The 21,044-nt window shown below is 63.1% G+C and carries 7 protein-coding genes; 4 read left to right on the forward strand and 3 right to left on the reverse strand.

The window, feature by feature from the left end; all coding sequences use genetic code 11:
* From VGL22_RS17450 to VGL22_RS17465, 4 genes are all read left to right on the forward strand, one after another.
* On the forward strand, positions 1-364 hold a 364-nt coding region (locus VGL22_RS17450), incomplete at its 5' end, for an outer membrane beta-barrel protein (protein WP_465268227.1).
* 89 nt (positions 365-453) lie between these two features.
* The gene (locus VGL22_RS17455) at positions 454-1,911 is read left to right on the forward strand and encodes a CehA/McbA family metallohydrolase (protein WP_465268228.1); all 1,458 of its coding nucleotides are present in this window, start codon (positions 454-456) and stop codon (positions 1,909-1,911) included.
* A gap of 9 nt (positions 1,912-1,920) precedes the next feature.
* Entirely contained in the window at positions 1,921-2,973 is a 1,053-nt protein-coding gene (locus tag VGL22_RS17460) for a PI-PLC domain-containing protein (RefSeq protein ID WP_465268229.1), read from the forward strand.
* A gap of 337 nt (positions 2,974-3,310) precedes the next feature.
* Positions 3,311-13,621: a choice-of-anchor D domain-containing protein gene (locus VGL22_RS17465; protein WP_465268230.1), complete on the forward strand. Its 10,311-nt coding sequence runs from the start codon at positions 3,311-3,313 to the stop codon at positions 13,619-13,621.
* Positions 13,622-14,107: 486 nt separating this feature from the next.
* Here the strand turns inward: VGL22_RS17465 and VGL22_RS17470 are convergent, their stop codons facing one another.
* From VGL22_RS17470 to VGL22_RS17480, 3 genes are all read right to left on the reverse strand, one after another.
* The gene (locus tag VGL22_RS17470) at positions 14,108-17,143 is read right to left on the reverse strand and encodes a protein kinase domain-containing protein (RefSeq protein WP_465268231.1); all 3,036 of its coding nucleotides are present in this window, start codon (positions 17,141-17,143) and stop codon (positions 14,108-14,110) included.
* Between the two features lie 242 nt (positions 17,144-17,385).
* Positions 17,386-19,842: an ABC transporter permease gene (locus VGL22_RS17475; protein ID WP_465268232.1), complete on the reverse strand. Its 2,457-nt coding sequence runs from the start codon at positions 19,840-19,842 to the stop codon at positions 17,386-17,388.
* 517 nt (positions 19,843-20,359) lie between these two features.
* On the reverse strand, positions 20,360-21,044 hold a 685-nt coding region (locus VGL22_RS17480; protein WP_465268233.1), incomplete at its 5' end, for a hypothetical protein.

A 21,044-nucleotide genomic window follows, 5' to 3' on the forward strand; every position in this document is an offset into this window, starting at 1 on the left:
GGGCAAGCCTCACGTGGTGGGCGATCCCGACTGCTGGTTCTACGCGGGCAAGAACTCGACGTGCGGCACCAAGGCTCCCGGAGGAAGCGATGCTTACGCGGTCACGGCCGTGGGCGTAGTGGGCAACGTGCGCCGGAACCCTTTGCGCGGACCGCGCATTGACGTGTTCGATGCGGCGCTTCTTCGCGACTTTCCAATGAAGGAAGGAATCAATATCCAAGCCCGGTGGGAGGTCTTCAACGTGACCAACACCCCGGAGTTTGGGCAACCGAACGGAAACATTACCAGCGGCGGCGTAGCCAGTATCACTTCGCTGTCCGGCGATCCGCGCGTGATGCAGTTCGCGTTGCGGTTCAGTTTCTAACCAGCGCCACAGCCGGAGGCCGGCCCACGAGGCCGGCCTTCCCGCATCTCGCCACAGCTCCTATGCGAAGACCTCTCTGTTTTTTTGGATTGCTGTTTCTCGTATCCATTCGATTGCCACTGGCGCAGTCTTACCCGCACCCTGATGTTGTTCTGCAGGGTGACGTTCATCCGAACCAGAACCACACGTATATCGAGGCTCCCTTCACGGTTCCGGCAGGAACGCATCGCATCAGCGTTGCGTTTGAGAATCTCGGGCGCGATCAGCACACCGTCCTAGACCTGGGGATTGCCGATCCCTTTCGTTTTCGCGGAGCCAGCGGCGGCAACAAGAATCACTTCACGTTGAGCGAATCTGACGCGACGCCTTCCTATCTGCCGGGAGCCATCCCAGCGGGACAATGGAAGCTGCTTATCGCGGTGCCGAACATCCGGCCTGCCGTTACGTCTCGCTGGCGTGCCGAGGTCTGGTTCAATCGGGCGCTCGACGACTCTTCGTTTGCCGATAAGCCGTTGCGCGCGCAGCCGGGCTGGTATCGCGGCGACCTGCATATGCACACGGCACATTCCGACGGCAGTTGCCAAAGCCAGTCCGGCAATAGCGTGCCGTGTCCGCTGTTTCTCACGGCGGAGGCGGCGTCGCGGCGCGGGCTCGACTTTATCGCCATCACGGACCACAACACGACCTCGCATTACGACGGCGAGCGCGAACTGCAGGGTTACTTCGACAAGCTCCTCCTCGTTCCTGGCCGCGAGATGACCACTTTCTACGGTCATGCCAATGCGTTCGGAACAACCCGGTTCATTGACTACCGGGTCGCGACAGGCTTTCCCGGCGATATGGACGCGCTGTTTCGCGGAGCGCGCAAGGCTGGGGCGATCGTGTCCATCAATCATCCTGAGTCGCCCACGGGCGAAGTGTGCATGGGCTGTGGCTGGACCCCGCCAAACCCGGTTGATATGAGCCTCGTCACCTCCGTAGAAGTCGTCAATGGCGGCGGCGTACCGGCCACTCGCTTCTGGGACGCGCAGTTAAAGGACGGCCACAGGCTCACGGCCATCGGCGGCAGCGATAATCACCATTCAGACTGGCCTCTCGGTAAGCCGGGCTCCATCGGATTTCCAACTACGGTGGTTTATGCGAGCAGCCTGTCGGTGAGCGGTATCCTGGACGGCATCCGCTCCGGGCGGGTGTTCATTGATGTCACCGGCTCGCGCGATCGGATGCTCGATATAACGGCGAGCGCCGGATCTAAGTCCGCCGAAATGGGAGGAGATCTGGAGCTGAGTCGTAGCGACACTGTGACGCTGAAGGTCCGCGTGGCGGCCTGCGCAGGAGCTCAAGTGCATTTCTTTCTCGATGGTGCACCAAGCCCTTCTCTTGCGCCGGAAGCGGTAACGGCTGCGGATCAGGTGATCACCGCAAACTGGCAGAGTGACGGTGGCCGCCACTGGATTCGTGTTGAAGTGGACGACGCCACCGGCAAACCCCTTCTGCTGGGCAATCCCATCTATTTTGGATTTGAGAGCTCGACGGCTCACGAATGAGAGGACTCCATGCGCCGAATTGTTGTGCTGGCTTTGTTGGTCTGTTACGCAATCACGGTTGTTTCGCAAGCGAACGGAGACGCCCAGTCCAGTCAGGGCCACGCTGCGCCCGGCAGCCGCTCGGTGATGGATGCGCACAACTGCTATCCCTACTATGAATGGTGGTACGACCGCATTGACCGGGCGCTCACCGCGGGAACTCCAGTGGCCATCGAGCAGGACCTGTTCTGGCATACGGATGCAAGGACCGGCAAGTCATGGTCGATTGTGGCGCACGGCGCACCCATCAGCGGGCGTGAGCCCACCATGGAGCATTACTTCTTCGACCGCGTGCGGCCGGTGGTTGAGCAGGCTTTAAAGGACGGGAACCGGGGAGACTGGCCGCTAATCACTCTCAACCTGGACTTCAAGACCGAAGAGACGGCACATCTCGAGGCAGTGTGGCAGTTGCTCGCTAAGTATCAGGAATGGCTGACGACCGCGCCTAAGACCGTGGACAAGGCGGTGCAGCCGCTGAAGGTCGGCCCCATCCTAGTCCTTACGGGAGAGTCGGACGCGCAGCAGACCGTCTTTTTCGATCACGTTCCGGCAGGCGGGAATCTGCTGGTGTTCGGAGCGGCGCACACCAACACTCGTGATCCCATGGCCGCTCCCGAAGTGCTTGAGCCTGCCCTCGCCGACAATTACCGGCGCTGGTGGAACAATCCGTGGGGTGTGGTAGAAAAGGGCGGCCAACAGCAAGCTGGAGCCTGGACCGAAGCCGACGAACAGCGGTTACGTGCGCTGGTTCGCCACGCCCACAATCACGGACTGTGGATACGCTTCTACACTCTGGATGGCGCCACAGATAAAGAAGAGAGCTGCAACGGCTGGTTTCGCAGCTATAACTTCGGCTCATTGCAGGCCGCCCAGGCGCGGTGGACCGCCGCACAACAGGCCGGCGTGGATTATATTGCGAGTGATCAGTACGAAGAACTGCGAGCGCTGTTGCGCAAAGGACAGACGGCAAGCCTCGCCGCAAATGCGAGATGTCAGCAGATACCCCTAGTTACTAACAGGTAATTACCTAAGTTCCTTCCTTTCCAATTGCATAGTTATCGAGTTCGCATTTACTGTTAGACGGATTCCCCATGAAACCCGGGCCTGCCGAATGTAGGTAAGGTTCTTTACTGGGTTCGGGATTGCTGTGCCCAATTTGAGAGGGATCGGGCCGCCCTGGTGCCTCTCGTGCACTTGCCGAACGGTAATCCTCGACGACTGCCTTTTCAAGCCGTCTCGAATAGGTGCGCCCCATAGCCGTTCCGTTACTTCACCTTTAAGTAATTTTGTGAGATCCCCTATGCGTTTGCGTTGCCTGAATCTCTTCTCATGTTCTGTGTCTGACCGGCTTCTCCATCACATGAATGTCTGTCGTGACATAAGCAGTCGCCGGGGCCTGCGCGTGCTGGTTGCGCTGGCGTTGCTCTTGCCTCTGGCCGCGGTCGCGCAGCAGACCGGGACGGTCATCCAGGTGGCAAATGGAGATGTCGCGGGCTTGATTTCCGCCATCCAGTCGCTGAATCAGAACAGTGGCGGAACCATCATGCTGGCGCCCGGCGGGCAATATATCGTCTCCCAGCCAAGCGACTGGTGGTACGGCCCGAACGCATTTCCGGCAATCACGTCGAACATTCTCATTGTGGGCAGCGGTGCCACCATCACGCGCGCGACAACTGCACCCAGATTCCGGTTCTTCTACGTGGCCGGAGGCTGGGAAACGAGCATGCCGCAGGGCACGCTGACGCTGACAGACCTCACGCTGACTAACGGTCGCGCCCAGGGTGGAAATGGCGGTTCCGGTGCTGGTTCCGGCGGCGGCGGTGCTGGACTCGGCGGCGCCATCTATAACCAGGGGCAACTGAACCTGGCGCGCATTCACTTTGTGGCAAACACCGCGCAGGGCGGCAATGGAGGCTGCTGCGGGCCCGGAGTGGGTTCCGGCGGCGGCGGCGGACTGGGCGGCGACGGCGGCAGCATCGACACGTGGGCCTACGGCGCAGGCGGTGGCGGTTTCAAGGGCAACGGCCAGAACAGCACTGCGGTAGGCTCGATCAGCCCCAGCTTTGGCGGCAGTTTTCTGGGCAATGAAGGCGGAGCCGGTGGCTCGGTGTGCAGCGGCGGAGCCAGCGTCTTTGGCGGCAATGGTGGCGCTTCAGGAGCAGCGACGAACGGCGGCGGTGGTGGCGGTGGATTTGAAGTGGGCCAGAACGGCGGGGCCGATCAAACGAGCTACAGCGGCTACGGAGCCGGCGCGATTGGCGGCGGCCGAGGCGGCAATGGGGTCGGCTACTGGAACAATTCCTGCAGCGGCGGCGGCGGGGCCTTCGGCGGCGGCGGTGGTGGCGCAGGCATGGGCGGCGGCGGTGGCGGCGGCGTGGGCGGCGGCGGTGGTGGCGGCGGCGCCAACAATGCCGAGGGCGGCGGCGGCGGTTTCGGTGGCGGCGGCGGCGGCAATGCCGGTCAGGGTGGATTCGCGGCCGGTGGCGGTAATGGCGGGCAAGGTGGCTTTGGCGCCGGCAGCAGCGCGGATGCGTCTGGTGGCGGCGGTGCGGGTATGGGCGGCGCCATCTTCAATCACTGGGGCCAGGTGCTCATCGGCAATGTGACGTTCAGCCAGAACAAGGCAGCAGGCGGCAATGGCGCTCAGGGGCTGGGTGGCGGCGTCTTCAACCTCAACGGAACGGTCGAGCTCTGGAAGCCGGGCTCCAGCCCCTTCGGCACGGCCAGCAGTGCAGCCGATATCTATAGCCTGTCCGATAACGGCGGCAACTATGAATCCGGGCAGACGCCCAGGGCCGGCCTGTCTTTCGTCGACGCGGCATCGAGCAGCTACAACCTCGTCAATACGCAAAACAGCGGAACCGCGGCGGTCAATTCGGCGGTGCGCGCCGTGGAGTTCACTTTCAGCGGGCTGCAAACAGGTCCGGGGAGCGACTCCAACGGGCTCACCTTCGGCAATGTGGCGCTCAAGCAGAATCGCTCCCTGACCTTCAGCGCAACCAGCACGGGCAAGATTCAGGGCAGCATCAATTCCTGGAAAGTAATCGGTTCCACATCATTCACTCTGACCACGGACGACTGCAGTGCCGGCTCCGATGACGTGTGCTACTTCACCGTCCGTTTCAATCCCGCCACGGAAGGCGCGGCCAATGGGGCGCTGGTCCTGGAAGATGCGGCGCCAGACAGCCCGCAGGTCATTTATCTGAACGGCACCGGCGGATTCCCCACAGTCGGGCTGAATCCCAACTCTCTTTCTCTGTCCGCGGTTATCAATCAATCGACCAGCGGCCAGGTTGTGGTGACGAACAACGCCGCCACCGACCCGCTGACCATCTCGTCCGTGCAGCTTTCGGGGGGTGGCACAGCCTTTACTGAGAAGGACAACTGTACGGCCGGGCCACTTGCGCCGGGTTCAACCTGCAGCATCAATATCACGTACCAGGCCGCGGCCTTCCCGGGCGCAAGCGCCACAGTCACGCTGACGGACAATGCCGCCACTCCGACGCAGAGCTTTGCGGTAACCGGGCAAACGCTCAAGGCCGACCAGCAGATCATGGTGACCGCGCAAGCGCCGGTCTCTGCATTGAACGGATCCAGCTTCTCCGTCGCCGCGACGGCCACTTCGGGACTGCCCGTGAACATAGCCGGGAGCGGTGCGTGCACGGGCGGAGGAAGCGGCGCGGCCACGCTGACCATGACCAGCGGAACGGGATCATGCGTCGTCACATTCACCCAGCCCGGCAATACCGGTTACAACGCGGCCGCACCCGTGGTGCAGGCAGTCGCCGCACTGCCGAATAACTATGCTCTGACGGTAACGGCTGCTGGTCCCGGCACGGGGACAGTCACCTCCAATCCCGAACCCATCAGTTGCAGCCAGGTCAACGGAAGCGTCACGGGCACCTGCTCGGGAGTCTTTACGAGCGGAACCCTGGTTACCCTTGCCGCGAATGCCACCGCAAACTCCACGTTCCTCGGTTGGGGCGGCGCGTGCGCAGATGCGGGAACGAGTCCGACGTGCACTGTGCCGGTAAATGCCGCAGTCAACGTGAGCGCTAACTTCGTTCTTCAGAACTTTGGCAGCGTCAACGTATGCGCTCCCGGACGAAGCGCTCCTTCGCCGTGCAGCAGCACGCTCGCGCTGACCTTCAACATGTCGGCAACCACTAACCTGGGCGCGATCCAGGCAGTCACGCAAGGCGTGGCGGGGCTGGATTTCTCCGTGGCTGCGGGGGGCACCTGCACCGGGACCATTGCGGCAGGGAACTCGTGCATAGTGAACGTGACGTTCGCGTCGGTCGCGGCTGGTCTGCGCCAGGGAGCCGTGCGCCTTTTTGACAGCCAGGGAAATCTCGTAAATTCCACGCTGGTCTACGGCACCGGGCAGGAGCCTGTGATTGCCTTTGGACCCGGCGGGCAGACGGTAGTGAACACCGGTAGCTATTCGCTGCTCGATCCGAACGCCGCGGCGACGGACGCAGCGGGAAATGTCTACATCGCTGACACCGGAAATGCGCGCGTGCTGAAAGTCGCTCCGAACGGAGTTGTGACAACGGTAGGTTCGCAGCTCCAGTATCCGCAGGGCCTGGCGATTGACGGAGCAGGGAATGTTTTCATCGCCGACAACAACCGCAACCAGGTCCTGGAGGTGCCGGCCGGCTGCGTCACCGCTGCCTGCCAGGTCGTTGTAGGAAGCGGTCTGCGAGCCCAATTGGGCGTGGCAGTGGACGGCGCGGGTAACGTCTATTACGACGATTTCCTTGATGGTCAGGTGGTAAAGGTCGCCGCCGGCGGAGGCGCTCAAACCGTTGTCTACAATCCGGGTCCGGGGTCCAATCCAGTTGGTCTGGGTGTCGATGCGGCAGGCGATCTGTTCATCGCGGACTTCGGCCTCAAGACGGTTGTTATGCTTCCGGCGGGTTGCGCCAGCAGCAGTTGTCAGAAGACCGTGGGGACGGGCTGGATTGAGCCGGAGAGCGTGTCAGTGGATGCCGCGGGCGACGTGTATGTAGCCGACGCCGGGCTCCAGGCTATGGTCGAGGTTCCCAGCGGTTGCGACACAAGCAGTTGCCAGATCACTCTTGCAAGCGGCATACCGACCTTCGGCGCGACGGCCGACACGGCCGGGAATGTCTACATCACGGAGCGCGGAGTCAACCGGGTGCTTCAGCTCAAGCGGTCGTTGCCGCCTTCGTTCAGTTTCGCAACGACAAATGCGGGCAGCACGAGCGTCGACAGCCCGCAATCTGTGTCCGTGCAGAACATTGGCAACCAGTCGCTCACTGGTTCGATTAACCTGGCGCTCGGCGCGAACTTCCAGCAGGGCTCAACCTGCGGCAGCGTCTTTCCCCTCGATCCGGGCGCGGTGTGCGCTGAGAGCTTCAGCTTCGTTCCGCAAACTCCCGGCTACTTCACAGGATCGGCGCTCTTCACTGACAATGCCCTGAACCTCTCGCCGGCCGGCACGCAGACGATCAATCTTGTGGGCACGGGCGGCCAGGGAGGCCAGGCCGGCGCAATCACCGTTCCCAATGTAGTGGGTCAGGCGCGCCCCGACGCGGAAACGACTGTGACCGGCGCGGGATTGACGCCGGGCAGCGTAACTACCGCTGCCAGCAGCACCGTGCCATCGGGCAGCGTGATTGATCAGAATCCGGCCGCCGGAACGCAGGTCAGCATTGGAGCGGCGGTTAAGCTGCTGGTCTCCTCGGGTCAGGCGCAACCTCCGGTGCCCAATCCTCTGCTGCTGCTCAACAACTACTTCGTCACCGGCGATTATGCTTCCGCTGGAGTGACGCTGCGGGGAACCGGCCATGGCGGCATGGCCACTGGAACCATCACCCTCTCCAACGGCGCGGGGGGCGTTCCCGATGGCGCGGATATTCTGGCGGCGTATCTCTACTGGGAAACACTGGAAGATAGCGCCTCGGCGACGGGCGGAAGCGGGATGTTCCGGGGGTATTCGATCGTCGGCCAGCAGGTGGGAAGCGACAAGCCCTATACCGATGGCGCGCTGAGCGGGACTTTACGCACCTACCGGGCCGATGTGAACCCCTACTTTGCCGCGGACGCGAATGGAATCCGCTATGCCTCGGGTGCGCACGCCGTCTCGCTTCCGGACGGAAGCAGTGCGTTGCCGATCACTGAAGGCGCAAGCCTGGTGGTGGTCTATCGCGTCATGTCGCCGAACTTTCCGCTCAAGTCGGTCGTGATCTACGACGGCTCGGCGGTTCCTACGGTCTCTTCAACGCAGAACATCCAGGGCTTCTATGACGCAGTGGGCGGAGCGAGCGGGACCGGCGCACTCACCAGCCTCTACGCCGCCGGCGGAAGCTGGAACAACAACTCCGTCTCCGTAACTCTGGGGCAGCCGAACCAGTACGATGCTCCTCTGAACTCGGCGAACGCATACGCGGCCCTGATCCTCAGTACGCCGGTGCGTAACAGCGACAATGACGCCATTCTGGATGCGTGGAAGGCCGGCCCAGCGACGGACGATTTCCACGCGGGAGAGCCGGGCTACTACGACGTGAAGACCGGGACCTGGGTGGGATTGCCGGGCGCGAAACGCGGACAGAAAGATCTCTTCGTTCAGTTGGACTACATGTGTGGGGCCTTGCTTGCTGACGGCTCCTGCGATCCCACGCAGGAGAACCTGTTCCCCGCGGCGGATGCGCAGGGCCGTGATCCGCTGGCGATGGTGAAGCAGGCCTTTGCCGGTCACGGAGTGCAACTCCACCTCGACATCGGCAACGCCGTGCCGGAAGACAGCTGCACGGATGATTTGACCACCACGCCACCGCAACTCTGCCAGTTCCCCGGCCAGAAGGGAGTCATCAGCTGGAAGAACAGTCTGATGTTCTCCAAACTTTGGCCCAAGAACTTCCTTTCCTGCGTGACCGGCGGAGACTGCACCACGCGTTTCGCCTACGGGCGGAAGGACAGCTATCACTACGTCCTGTTCGGCCACTCGCTTGCCGTACCCGCATGGAATTCGCGTTTCGGCAGCCTCACCTCGATCCAGGCGGCCAACGGCACAACCACCATCGTGACCGCGGACCGCGGCAACGGGATCAACGCCTGCCCCAGCCGTATCACGCTTTCAGGGGTGCTTGGCAATCCAACGCTGAATGGGCTGTACAACACCGCGTCTTGTCCCGATACCAAGACGATCATTGTGCAGACTCCGGGCGTTCCCAACTGGAGCTATCCCAACAGCGCGCTACCGGAGCCGCTGATTGGCCTCACGTCGGGCACGGTCACGAGCATCTCAGGGTACTCCGATCTTGGCGGCGCTGATTCGGCCATCACCCTGGGCCTGTGGGCCACCGCTCCCAACCAGGACATGAGCAAGCGGGCCAACGTTACAGCCGGCACCCTGTTCCATGAGATCGGCCACACGCTGGGCCTGAGCCATGGCGGGCTCTATTACGATACGGCGGGTAGTTTTGTGCCGACGTTTGAAGCCAACTGCAAGCCCAACTACCAGAGCGTGATGAACTACCTGTTCCAGCTCGACCTGGTGGGGCCAGCGCAGTCGCTCGATTTCTCCAATCAGACGCTGAACACTCTGAATGAATCCGCGGCGGGGTCGACGACGCAACTTACCGACGCCTCAAACAATGCCGCAACCTTCGCGACTTCGGCCTGGTATGTGCCCTATGTAGCAGGAGCGACGGCCAGTCCTGCGACGCGCCATTGCGACGGCACGCCCCTCAGCGGCGATTCGGCTTACCGGGTGGATGCCGCGGTTTTGCCCATCACTCCTCCGTGGTCGAACGGGCAGGATATCAACTTCGATGGCCAGCCGAATGCGCGCATGCGCGGCTATAACGACTGGACCGCCATGGATCTGCGCCAGGTGGGAGCTACGGGCGGTCAGTTCGCGTCGCTCGCAAGCGTGCTCAACTTCGGATCCTCGGCCTCTCCGCTGAATGTTGCGGCCGGCGGCAATGTAACGTTGGGGAGCGGCGGGACGGTGGCGCTGGGCAGCGGCGGGACCGTCACTCTGGGCAGCGGCGGCAACGTGACGCTGGGCTCGGGCGGCACCATCGCTCTGGGCAGTGGCGGCAACGTCACGCTGGGTAGCGGCGGTAACGTAACACTCGGCAGCGGCGGCACCGTGACGCTCGGTAGCGGCGGCAATGTCACCCTGGGCAGTGGCGGCAACGTGACGCTGGGCTCGGGCGGCACCATCACTCTGGGCAGCGGCGGGAACATCACTCTCGGCAGCGGCGGAACGGTGACACTCGGCAGCGGCGGCACCATCGCGCTGGGCAGCGGCGGTGTAGTGACCATCCCCTCGACGGGCGGCACCTACAGCATTGACGGCTCCGGTGGCACTATCACTCTGGGCAGCGGCGGTAACGTCACCCTGGGCAGCGGTGGCAATGTGACGCTGGGCAGCGGCGGAACTATCGCTCTCGGTAGCGGCGGCAACATCACGCTTGGCAGTGGCGGCAATGTGACGCTGGGCAGTGGCGGCACGATCACGCTGGGCTCGGGCGGCAACATCACGCTGGGTAGCGGCGGCAACGTGACGCTGGGCTCTGGCGGCACCATCACGCTGGGCAGCGGGGGCACCGTCACCCTGGGCAGCGGAGGCAATGTGACGCTGGGCAGCGGGGGCACCGTGACGCTGGGCAGCGGCGGCGACGTGTCTGTCGGGAGCGGTGGCAACGTCACGCTGGGTAGCGGTGGAACCGTGACCCTGGGCAGCGGCGGCACGGTCACTTTGGGCAGCGGTGGCAATGTCACGCTTGGCAGTGGCGGTAACGTCACTCTGGGTAGCGGCGGCACGGTCACGCTGGGCAGCGGTGGCAATGTCACCCTGGGCAGCGGCGGCAACGTCACTCTGGGTAGCGGTGGAACCATCACGCTGGGCAGCGGCGGCAACATCACCCTGGGTAGCGGCGGCAACGTCACGCTCGGCAGCGGCGGGACCATTACGCTGGGTAGCGGCGGAACCGTAACGGTTCCTCCGGGCGGCAGCTACGACGTGCCTGCGGGCGGTACGATCACTCTGGGCAGCGGCGGCAATGTCACCCTTGGCAGCGGCGGGAATGTCACTCTGGGCAGCGGTGGCACCATTGCGCTGGGGAGTGGCGGCAACATCACGCTTGGCAGCGGCGGCAATGTGACGCTGGGGAGCGGCGGCACTATCACTCTGGGAAGTGGTGGAACCATCACCCTCGGCAGCGGTGGAACCGTCACTCTGGGCAGTGGCGGCAACGTGACGCTGGGCAGCGGCGGTGTGGTTGCGCTGGGCAGTGGCGGCAATGTCACGCTGGGCAGCGGCGGCAACATCACCCTTGGCAGCGGCGGAACCATTACTCTGGGCAGCGGCGGCGTAACCACAGACGAGCTGACCTACGACACGGCTAACTCCATCGTTCGGCCGCCAACACAGCCCACCGAGACGCCCACTCCCGTGGGTGTCAGAGTCGATTGGACCGCGCCGGCGTTCGGCGTGGTTGAGACATACACGATCTATCGCAGTTCCGATGGCGGACCGGCTGTGGCCATCGGCAGTGTCAGCGGGATTAACGGAAACCCGCCCGCAACCACATTCACGGATACCAACCCCGATCTGACCTCGAAGACGGTGCTCTATACCATCGCAACAACCGTCGTTCCCGACACGACGGCTCCGGCGCCGCGGCAGAGTCCGCCGTCAGTGCCTGCAGTGCTCAAGAATGACCAGAGCATTACGCTGGGCCCGCTGCCGAGCTCCGTGTTGATCTCGGATCCGCAACCGATGATCACGGCAACGGCTACCACGGGTGGCGTGCCCAATGGATTGCAGGTGAGCTTCACCGCCACGGGTTCGTGCACCATCGGGAACCAATCCGTCACAAGCGGCGTGTCCTCCGCGACAGTGGCGCTCAACAACACAGGAAGCTGCACCATCATGGCGGCGCAGGCGGGCACCGACACTTATAACCCGGCCAGCGGTGTGTCCGGTACGTTTGCCATCCTGCCGCAGGGCTCAAAGACTCTGTCGCAGACAATCAGCTTTGCGCCGCTGTCGAGCGTGTCGTACGGCGGCACGTTTGCGCTCAGCGCGTCCTCCACCTCGGGGCTGCCGGTGAGCTTTGCAGCGTCGGGACCATGCACCGCGAGCGGCGGCGCGACGGGCGTGGGCTTGTGCACCATCACGGCGTCGGCACCCGCGAACGACACCTACAGTGCGGCCTCCCTGGAGCAGTCGTTCACGGTAATTCCGGCGGTGCTCAAGGTGACTGCCAACAATGCCACCATCACCTATGGGCAAGCTCTGCCGGCATTGACTTACACCTACAGCGGATTTGTGGGTGCGGACCAGGCTTCGGTCGTAAGTGGGATCCCGGCGCTCTCCGCCACCGCGACTGCGACCAGTAATGCCGGAAGTTATCCCATCACTGTGTCGACCGGCACGCTGGCGGCATTGAACTACTCGTTCCTTTACGTGAGCGGCACGCTGACCATTCAGCAGGCCAGCCAGGCGATCACCTTCACCAGCCCCGCTCCGGCGGCGGCCATGTACAAGAGCAGCTTCTCAGTGGCTGCGAGTGGGGGCAGCAGCGCGAACCCGGTGACCTTCACCAGTTCAGGAGCCTGCACGAACTCCGGCGCGCTCTACACGATGGCCAGCGGCACCGGAATCTGCTCTGTCATCGCCAACGAGGCAGGCAACATCAACTACACGGCGGCCACGCAAGTCGTCGCAACCGTGAATGCGATTCCTGCCGCGCAGGCGATTGTCTTCACCAAGAGCGCGCCTGCGACGGCGGCTTATAACAGCACCTTCACGGTGGCGGCCAGCGGCGGTGCAAGCGGCAACCCGGTGGTCTTCACGAGCGCGGGAGCGTGCAGCAATTCCGGCGCGACTTACACGATGACCAACAGCACGGGTACGTGTTCGGTGATCGCCAGCCAGGCCGGCAACGTCAACTACACGGCGGCGCAGGCTGTGCAGACCGTGAAATCAACCGGGCCACTGGTGACGCTATCTTCGGCGAGCATCGATTTTGGCACGGTGTACCTGGGAGCTACGACGCCGAAAAGCATCAAGGTCACGAACAGCGGAACAGCGACGGCCACCCTCAAGGATCCACTGATCTCGATCCTCAAGGGAAGTAACCTGAGCGCTTTCCTGGTGCTCAATCTCTGCCCCAGGTCTCTGCCATCGGGAAGCAGTTGCACCATTGCGGTCTCCTTCATCGCGGGTCCTGTCTATACCCCGCAGAGCGCGACCTTACAGATTGTCGACAATGCGCCGAGCAGTCCGCAGACGGTCACCCTGACTGCGCAGGTGATCAATCCTATACCGGTGTTCAGTTCGTCGAATCTGAACTTCGGCACCGTGAAGGTGGGGACGAGCAGTGCGTTGAACGTAACGTTGCGCAATGCCGGGGCTACTCCGCTGATCTTCAGTGGAGCCGGCGTTAACCTGACGGGCGCTGCAGACTTTACGCAAACCAACAACTGCGGGACCACGCTTGCGCCAGGCGGGTCGTGCAGCATAGCGGTGAAGTTCACGCCCCATACGACCGGGACGTTCAGTGCGAATCTCACCGTGAACGACAATGCACAGGCGGGCGGCGGAACGCAGAGTGTTTCCGTTTCAGGGAAGGGGAGCGGGAGCGCGAGCTCGAAGGACGAATCGGGGAATGGTCACAACGATCGCTAGTTCGGCGATCGCAGGAAGCTGGAAGACGGGTGAGGGTAGGTCGATTCGATAGTTACTTTGTAGTAATAAGTGGCGCGTTTTTGGCCCAGGCAGAGGGGCTGCAGATTCGCTGAAACTTCGCCGTTTATTCGGGTTCGGGGCGAAAATCCACATGCGCGCTGGAGTGAATCTAAGTCATTACTTTGCATACATTTAATAGCTAAACCACTGTTTATCGGTTACAGCGAATGGGGCCAAAACCCTATTAGTTTTCTGGTAAACGCTGATGAACCGGTTGAGTTGCCACACGGTGAGTTGCCGGGCGAGATTGCACGGCGGCGCCATGGGTCGAGTATCCGATTGTGCACCAGAGTGAACCTGTGAGACTGTGCCGGCTGTCACACAGCGCGGCGGCGAACACCACACTGCAGAGCGAGAGCTCAGATCCGTGACTCTTCTCCGGCTGGGGAGTTCGGGGTGAACAGGGAAGCAGGGCTTTGGGTGAACTTACAACCCGGCGCGACGACGGACTTCAGGGACCAGCGGGTCTTCGGGCGACTGCCCGCGGATGCCTAGATAGGTTTTGTAGAAGTCCGCGAATCCATCGCTCTTCATGCCTTCGCGTACGCGCCCCTGGTAGTAATACACCGGCGGGAACCAGGCGTATGTGGGGACGTTATCCATGAAGAGCTCTATGGCTTCGCCACGGCGCATCACACATTGCTCAAATTCCGAGTCCGCCTGCGGGAAAGCGTCCGCGTCGAGATAAGCGCGGCCGAGGTCGAAATGCCCGATCCAGGTATCGAGCAGGCTGTTCGCGGCGGTGATTTGCCGGACAGCCTCGGTAGGGTTCTTGTGCTTCAGGGCGATCAAGCCCTCGAGGATCTTGCCATAGGCTTGCGACTCGCTCGTCAGCGAAGACGACAGGGTGGCTGCCAGCTTCTGGGCCTTGGGCAGATCTCCCACGTCGATGCAGGTTCTGGCTGCCAGAAACTGAATCTGGGTGGACTGGCTGTTGGCCAGCGCTTTGTCGAGGACCGCGAGGGCCGCGGCACGATTTCCCCGTATTGCTTCGATGTTGGCAAGCGCGGCGTATTTCCGGGCCGCATTGTCCGTCATCTTTGCCGCCGTAGCTGTCACCGCACCCTCTGTCAGGATGCGTGCTGCATCGGCATATCGTCCCTGATAGGCTGCGAGGTCAGCGAGGCCGTCGTTGGCGATGGACGCGGCCGCCGGCCCGAACGGTTCCAACTGGTGATAGGCTTCGGCGGCTTTGTCGATCTTGCCCTGCCCGAACTGCGACTCAGCGAGGGTCAGGAACGCCGGCCAGGCGGAAGGATTGATGGCGATGGCGGCGCGCGCTTCCCGTTCACTGGCGACAAAATCGCCGGCGAACGCGCTGATGAAGGCGAGATTGAGCCGCGGCCCCACGCCTTTGGGAACGATGGCCACGGCGTGCTGCGCCGCTTCGACAGCTTTGGGCGCGTTGCGCACCTGCGTGTAGCAGGTAGCCAGGTTGTTCTGGCCCACGCGGTCAGCGGGATAGTGCGTGACGAGCTGCGTGTACTCCTGCACGCAGTGCTGCCAGTCGCCGGTGGTCAGGTAGTAGAGGCCGCGATTGCGATAACGTTCTCGATCGGTCATGCGGTCGACATGTTCCATGGCCAGATTCATGTAATTGACGGCATCCTGGGAACGTCCCAGGTTCTGGGCCATGGCAGCCATGCCGGTGTAGGCCCGCGCGAACTTTGGATCAAGTTGCGCAGCCTTCTGGAACCGGTCGAAGGCTTCCTGGAACTTGCCGGCAAATTGCAGTTCGCCGCCGAGGGCGTCCTGGTGCACGGCTTCGAGCGAGGCGGCGGCGAAGCCTCCACTCACTTCGCCGAACTGCACCGATGCGGGGGTAGTATCGCCGAGAGCCTTGCGAATGGGGGCGGTGAGCTTGGGGAGGCTGGCCAGGATGTCCTGCTTGTTGCCCACGGTGACATGCGACTTGGCGAGCACCTTTCCGGATACGGTATCGAGGGCCTGTGCGGAGATGTCGTACTCACTGCCGCGCAGGTCGATCTGGCCGGTGATCACGGCGTTGATTCCCTGGTTGACCGCGACCAGGCGGGCGGTCTGCTCATCGAGCTTGTCGGTGTGGTTGGAGAGCTTCTGGGCCAGCTTGCGCGCATCGCCGCGGCTGTACGCATTGATGAAGCTGGCGCCTTCCAGGCCCAGGTTCAGCATGGGCTCCAGCGTGTTGTCGAGCAGCGGGTCACCGGTGTGGTTGGCAAAGTCCGCAACCAGAATCGAGACCGGCGCATGATTGACGGATTGCGCGGCCTGATGTTGGCGGTTGAGGTACCAGGCGAGTCCGGCTGCGAGGGCCACAACCAGAATGGCCGCCAAGACGATGCCTTTCCATGGCAGTTCGCGTACGCGACCGATGAGCAGACGCGAGGAAGGGGAAGGTATCTGTGTCCGTCCTTGCCAGGCGCGGAGGTCGCTGCGCAACTCTTCTGCTGTCTGATAGCGCCGGGCGGGGTCTTTTTCCAGGCATTTGGCGACGATGTTGCTCAGGATGCCGGGGATGTTCTTGTCGACGTCAGAGAGCGGTACGGCGCGCTGCTGGGTGCGCATAACCAGGCTGGCGATGGCGCTTTCGGCGTGGAACGGAGTGACTCCGGCGAGTAGCTCATAGAGGATGAGGCCGACGGAGAAGATGTCGGAGCTGGCTTTGAGGTCTTTTCCCTGCGCTTGTTCCGGCGACATGTACTCGAGGGTGCCCATCATGGCGCCGGGGCGCGTCATTCCGTCGCCCGCGGTGGTGCGGGCGAGGCCGAAATCCATCACAACGACGCGGCCGTGCGGGTCGCGCATGATGTTGCCGGGCTTCAGGTCGCGATGAATGATTCCTTCGCGGTGGGCAGCCGCCAATCCGCCGGCCACCTGCTCCATGATCTCCACGGCTTCGGTGATCTCAAGCTTGCCGCGTTGGAAGAGGATCTGATGGAGGTTCTGGCCCTCGATGTACTCCATGGTGATGAACTTGACGCCGCCGGACTCGCCGAGATCGAAGATACGGATGATGTTGCGGTCCGTGACCTGCCGGGCGAGGATGAGCTCCTGTTTGAACCGCTGCAGGATTTCAGGGTCGTTGCCGAGCTCAGGCCGAACGACCTTGAGTGCGACTTCCCGCTCCAGTTCGAGGTCCTTGGCCTTGTAGACGGCGCCCATGCCGCCTCTGCCGAGGGTGGCGAGGATTTCGTAGCGCGTGGCAAACACGGTGCCCGGCTGCATGAGAGTGGAATCGGGGGCGAGATGAAATGCTGCTCCAGGAGGGAGGGTCTCGTCTCCTGTGTGGCGGCCAGCAGCCACGTTGGATGCCGCGGTGGGGGGATCGGACGAAATGCCCTGTTGGTTAGAGGTTCCAGCGGGAGCGGGCGCTCGCTGGCCGGGGGCCGGTCCGGCTCCGGCAGATGGAGGGAGCGACAGGCCTTTTTCGACGACAAGCGTCGGAGCTTCCGGCTCGTACTCTCGGTTTTTAGGGTCGCTCATACCTCTGCCGCCCACGTGCTGGGTTGTCTATATAGGGACGTGTGAACAGGAGCCGATTTCGACCCTACTCCTCTGCCGCAAAAGCTGGCAAGACAGATAGCTGGGAGCCCCCGTTCGCAGTATATTACCTTGCTTGCTGAGGGCAAGCATCAAGTCGCGGCGGTGCGGCGCGGACCTATGCCGCGTCCCGCGCGACGCCGGATTACGGGACTGCAATGGTGACCGATTCCCGGCGGGCGCGGTTACTCCATGCGGAGGGTTTGGATGGGGTCGACGCTGGCGGCGCGGCACGCGGGAATCCAAGCGGCGATGAGCGCCAGGCTGCACATGAGGACGGCGACGGCGATGTAGGTGATGGGATCGATGGCGTGTACGTCAAAGAGGAACCGCCGCAGGAGCTGGCTGGCGAAGGCGGAGGCGATCAGACCGGCCAGGGAACCGCCCAGCGCGAGCGCGAGGCTCTGGCGAACGATGGCTTCGACGATCTGCCGGCGCTGGGCGCCGAGAGCCAGACGGATACCGATTTCGCGGGTGCGCCAACTGACGATGTACGCGATGAGGCTGTAAACGCCGACGCCGCCGATGGCCAGGGCGAGGGCGCCGAAGACCAGCAACAGCACGGCGAGGGAGCGGGGCGCCGATTCGGACGCGGCGACGACCTCATTGAGGGTTCGCATGCGGGTGACGGGAACCTGCGCGTCCAGTGTGGCAACGGCGCTGCGTACTTCCTGGGCGGCGGTTTGCGTACTGGTGCGGGTGCGGGCCAGCACGTACATGACGGGCTGCTCGGCGGTGGGAGTCAGAGGCAGATAGACTTCGTCGCCGAACCCGCCGGCGAGACCTTCTTCGTGGGTATTGTTCACCACCCCGACGACGGTCACGGTCTTGCCGGAAGCCCAGACCGCGGGTGTTGGTTCGTCATTGACGTTGATGAGCTGCTTGCCGATGGGGTCTTCATGCGGCCAGAGCCGCGAGGTCATGTGCTGATTGATGACGACGGCGCGGGAGGTTCCGGAGAGGTCCTGATTGTCGAGGAGACGGCCGCGAACCAGGGCGATGCCAAGGGTGGAGAAGTAGCCCGGCGTGATGGTGCGGCCGGTGGCCATGAGCGCGCCCTGGCGTGCTTCGCGGGGATGGCCCTGGGCGTCGTAGACGTAGCTGCCGGCTTTGGCGTTCAGGGGGAGGGAATCGGCGAGGGCGACGGATTCGGCGCCGGACATGCCGCGCAGTTGTTCCTGCAGGGTCTGGAAGAACGAGTGGCAGTGGCCTTTGGCCTGGCAGGCAGAGGCGTCCAGGGAAACTTCGGCGGTGATGACGCGTTCAGTGCGGAAGCCGGGATCCTGCTGCGAGAGCCGCCACAGGCTGTGCAGGAGAAGGCCCGCGCCGGTGATCACGATGACGGAAAGAGCGATCTGCGCCATGACCAGGGCCATGGAGACGCGGAACTGGCCTGCTTTTCCGGCCACGCTGCGGCTGCCCGCGTGCAGCGCCTGGTTGATTTTGGGACGGGCCATCTTCAGGGCCGGGATAGCGCCGAAGATGAGTCCGGCCAGGACCGAGGCGGCGGCTGCGAAGAGAAACGCCGGCCAGTGCAAGGAGACGCTTTCGAGCCGGGGGGTGTCAGCGGGCATCCAGCGGAGAAGCGCCTGCATGCCGCCTGCAGCGGCGGCGAGGCCCAGGCATCCGGCGAGCACGCCGAGCAGGGTGCTTTCGGCAAGGAGCTGACGCACCAGGCGGAATCCCGATGCGCCGAGAGCGCCGCGAATCGCCATCTCGCGCTCGCGGCCGGCGGCGCGGGCCAGGGTCAGGTTGGCTACGTTTGCGCAGGCGATGAGGAGGATGAGCCCGACTGCGGCGAACAGCAGCAGCAGGCGGGGGCGAAGGGAGCCGACCTGCGATTCGAGCAGCGGGACCACGGTCATGTCGGAGGCCCAGGCGTCGGGCATGCGCCAGGGGAAGAGGGACAGGAGCGGGCGCTGCAGACCGCGGAGTTCGGACTGGGCCTGGGCGGGGGCGATGCCGTCTTTGAGGCGGCCGAAGGCGCGGAGATCGAAGGGCACCCACGGATCGACGGCGTCGCCGTTTTTGAATGTGACCGGGGTGACGAATTGGGTGTCGCCGTAGGGGAAGCGAACGCCGGCGGGCAGGACGCCGGAGATGCGGCGGGAAACGCCGTCGATGCGGAGGGTCTGGCCGATGGCCATGGGGCTGGCGCCGTAGTGTTCGCGCCAGTATCCATAACTGAGGACGACGACGGGGTCGTGGCCGGCTATGCCATCGTCCGCGGTGAAGAAGCGGCCGGCGGCGGGCTGGACGCCGAGGACGTCGAGGGCGTTGGTCATCACTTCGGCGCCGAAGACGCGGGCCGACGAGCCGGTATCGCCCAGGTTGGATTCCGAGTCAGGCCCGAAGCCGCTGACGGTCTGGAAGGCTTTCGAATGCTCGCTGACGGAGCGGAGCCAGCCCTTGGGGAAGAAGGAGGTTTCGTTCTGGCCGGCGCCGTAGCCGATGCGCATGAGGCGGTCCTGCCGGGGGAAGGGGAGAGGCCGCAGCATGATGGAGTCGATGAGGACAAAGATGGCGGTATTGGCGCCGATGCCGAGGGCGAGCGTCAGGATCGCGGTGAGGGCGAATCCGGGGGCACGCTTCAGTTGGCGGAATGCGAATTTCAGATCTCCCAGCACAGTTTCCTCCGGCATTCTGGATCTTCGGGGTAGGAGGATGCATGCGGCGTGCCATGGAGAGCTAATAAAGCAAAGGACTTAACCGGAGACAGGAGCGCCGGTGCTGTGCGAAGCCGGATGGGCTGTTCAGTTTCGGACACCCGCGGGCCGGCCAAGGGTTGCGAGAGGACGGGGTGGAGGGAGCAGGAGCTATTTACGAAGGAGTAAACATAGTTCCCAAAGTACCCAAGGGTAAGTCTTTGGTAACGTGGTTACTAAAGATCGACGTGGAAGGCGAAAGGACGGCGAAGCTGAAAGTGCGATCCGGGCTGTAGGTGGTTGATTCTTTTGAAAACCATGTTGAAGTCTGTCAAGCCCACCTGTGGATAACTTTTTGCGGAAACTGATTAATTTTGTGGTCAACATTTGGATTTTGTTGTGAAGACGAGCTTGCGAGAACCGCTCTGATCCTTCAGTTGGCACGGGGAGATTTTGCACCAGACCGGCGAGGCAATGCTGTGAGAGCCGTCACAGATCACGCGTTGGCGAGAGGTTATTGGGTGGTTATGGGGCCGGTCGGGGACAGCTTCAGATCGGGCTGATAGCGGAAGCTGACGCTGAGATCGAGGCTTTTGCGCGCATCCCACTGTGGCTTGGTGAGGCGGAAGGAGGAGACGATGTCGCCTTCGACCCACTCCCCGGCGGGGATCGTGGTCTCGGTGGGGATGGGTTTGCCGTGGAGGCTGGCGAGTTCAGGATAGGCCTGGAAGAGGCGCTCGTAATCCGTGGGGGTGGCGGCGTAGCTGGTGTGGACGCCGTCGTCGAGGGTTACATTGCTGAGGATCTGGCGGAGGAAGAGGGGGGTCTTGCTCTGGTTGTGCAGCTTGATGTGGCTGAAGACGAGTACCTGATCGAATTCGTCTTTGGGCATGGGACGGCCGCTGGCATCGAGGCCGGAGGATTCGCGGTGCATCATGTGGGCCACTACGCGGGTGACTTCGCCGGCGGAGGCGGGAGGTTTTTGCCCGGCGATGATGTAAGCGCCAATGGCGATGGTGACCACGATGGCGGCGATCACGCTGGCGATCACGATGTGGCTGGTGCCCTTGGTCAGTTCCTCGCCGCGGGAGGCATCGTCAATACCGGAGGGGCCCTGCTGGAGAAGGCTCATAACGCAATCATGATAGCCGGATTGACGCGGCTTGGCGAGGAATCCGGAAGGGGCGGTTCGGACAGGG

Source organism: Occallatibacter sp., assembly GCF_036502485.1.
Taxonomy (GTDB): domain Bacteria; phylum Acidobacteriota; class Terriglobia; order Terriglobales; family Acidobacteriaceae; genus Telmatobacter.

Coding starts and splice junctions, on each gene's coding strand:
- VGL22_RS17460 (WP_465268229.1), top strand. CDS start 1,921: ATGCGCCGAATTGTTGTGCTGGCTTTGTTGGTCTGTTACGCAATCACG.
- VGL22_RS17465 (WP_465268230.1), top strand. CDS start 3,311: ATGAATGTCTGTCGTGACATAAGCAGTCGCCGGGGCCTGCGCGTGCTG.
- VGL22_RS17470 (WP_465268231.1), bottom strand. CDS start 17,143: ATGAGCGACCCTAAAAACCGAGAGTACGAGCCGGAAGCTCCGACGCTT.
- VGL22_RS17475 (WP_465268232.1), bottom strand. CDS start 19,842: ATGCCGGAGGAAACTGTGCTGGGAGATCTGAAATTCGCATTCCGCCAA.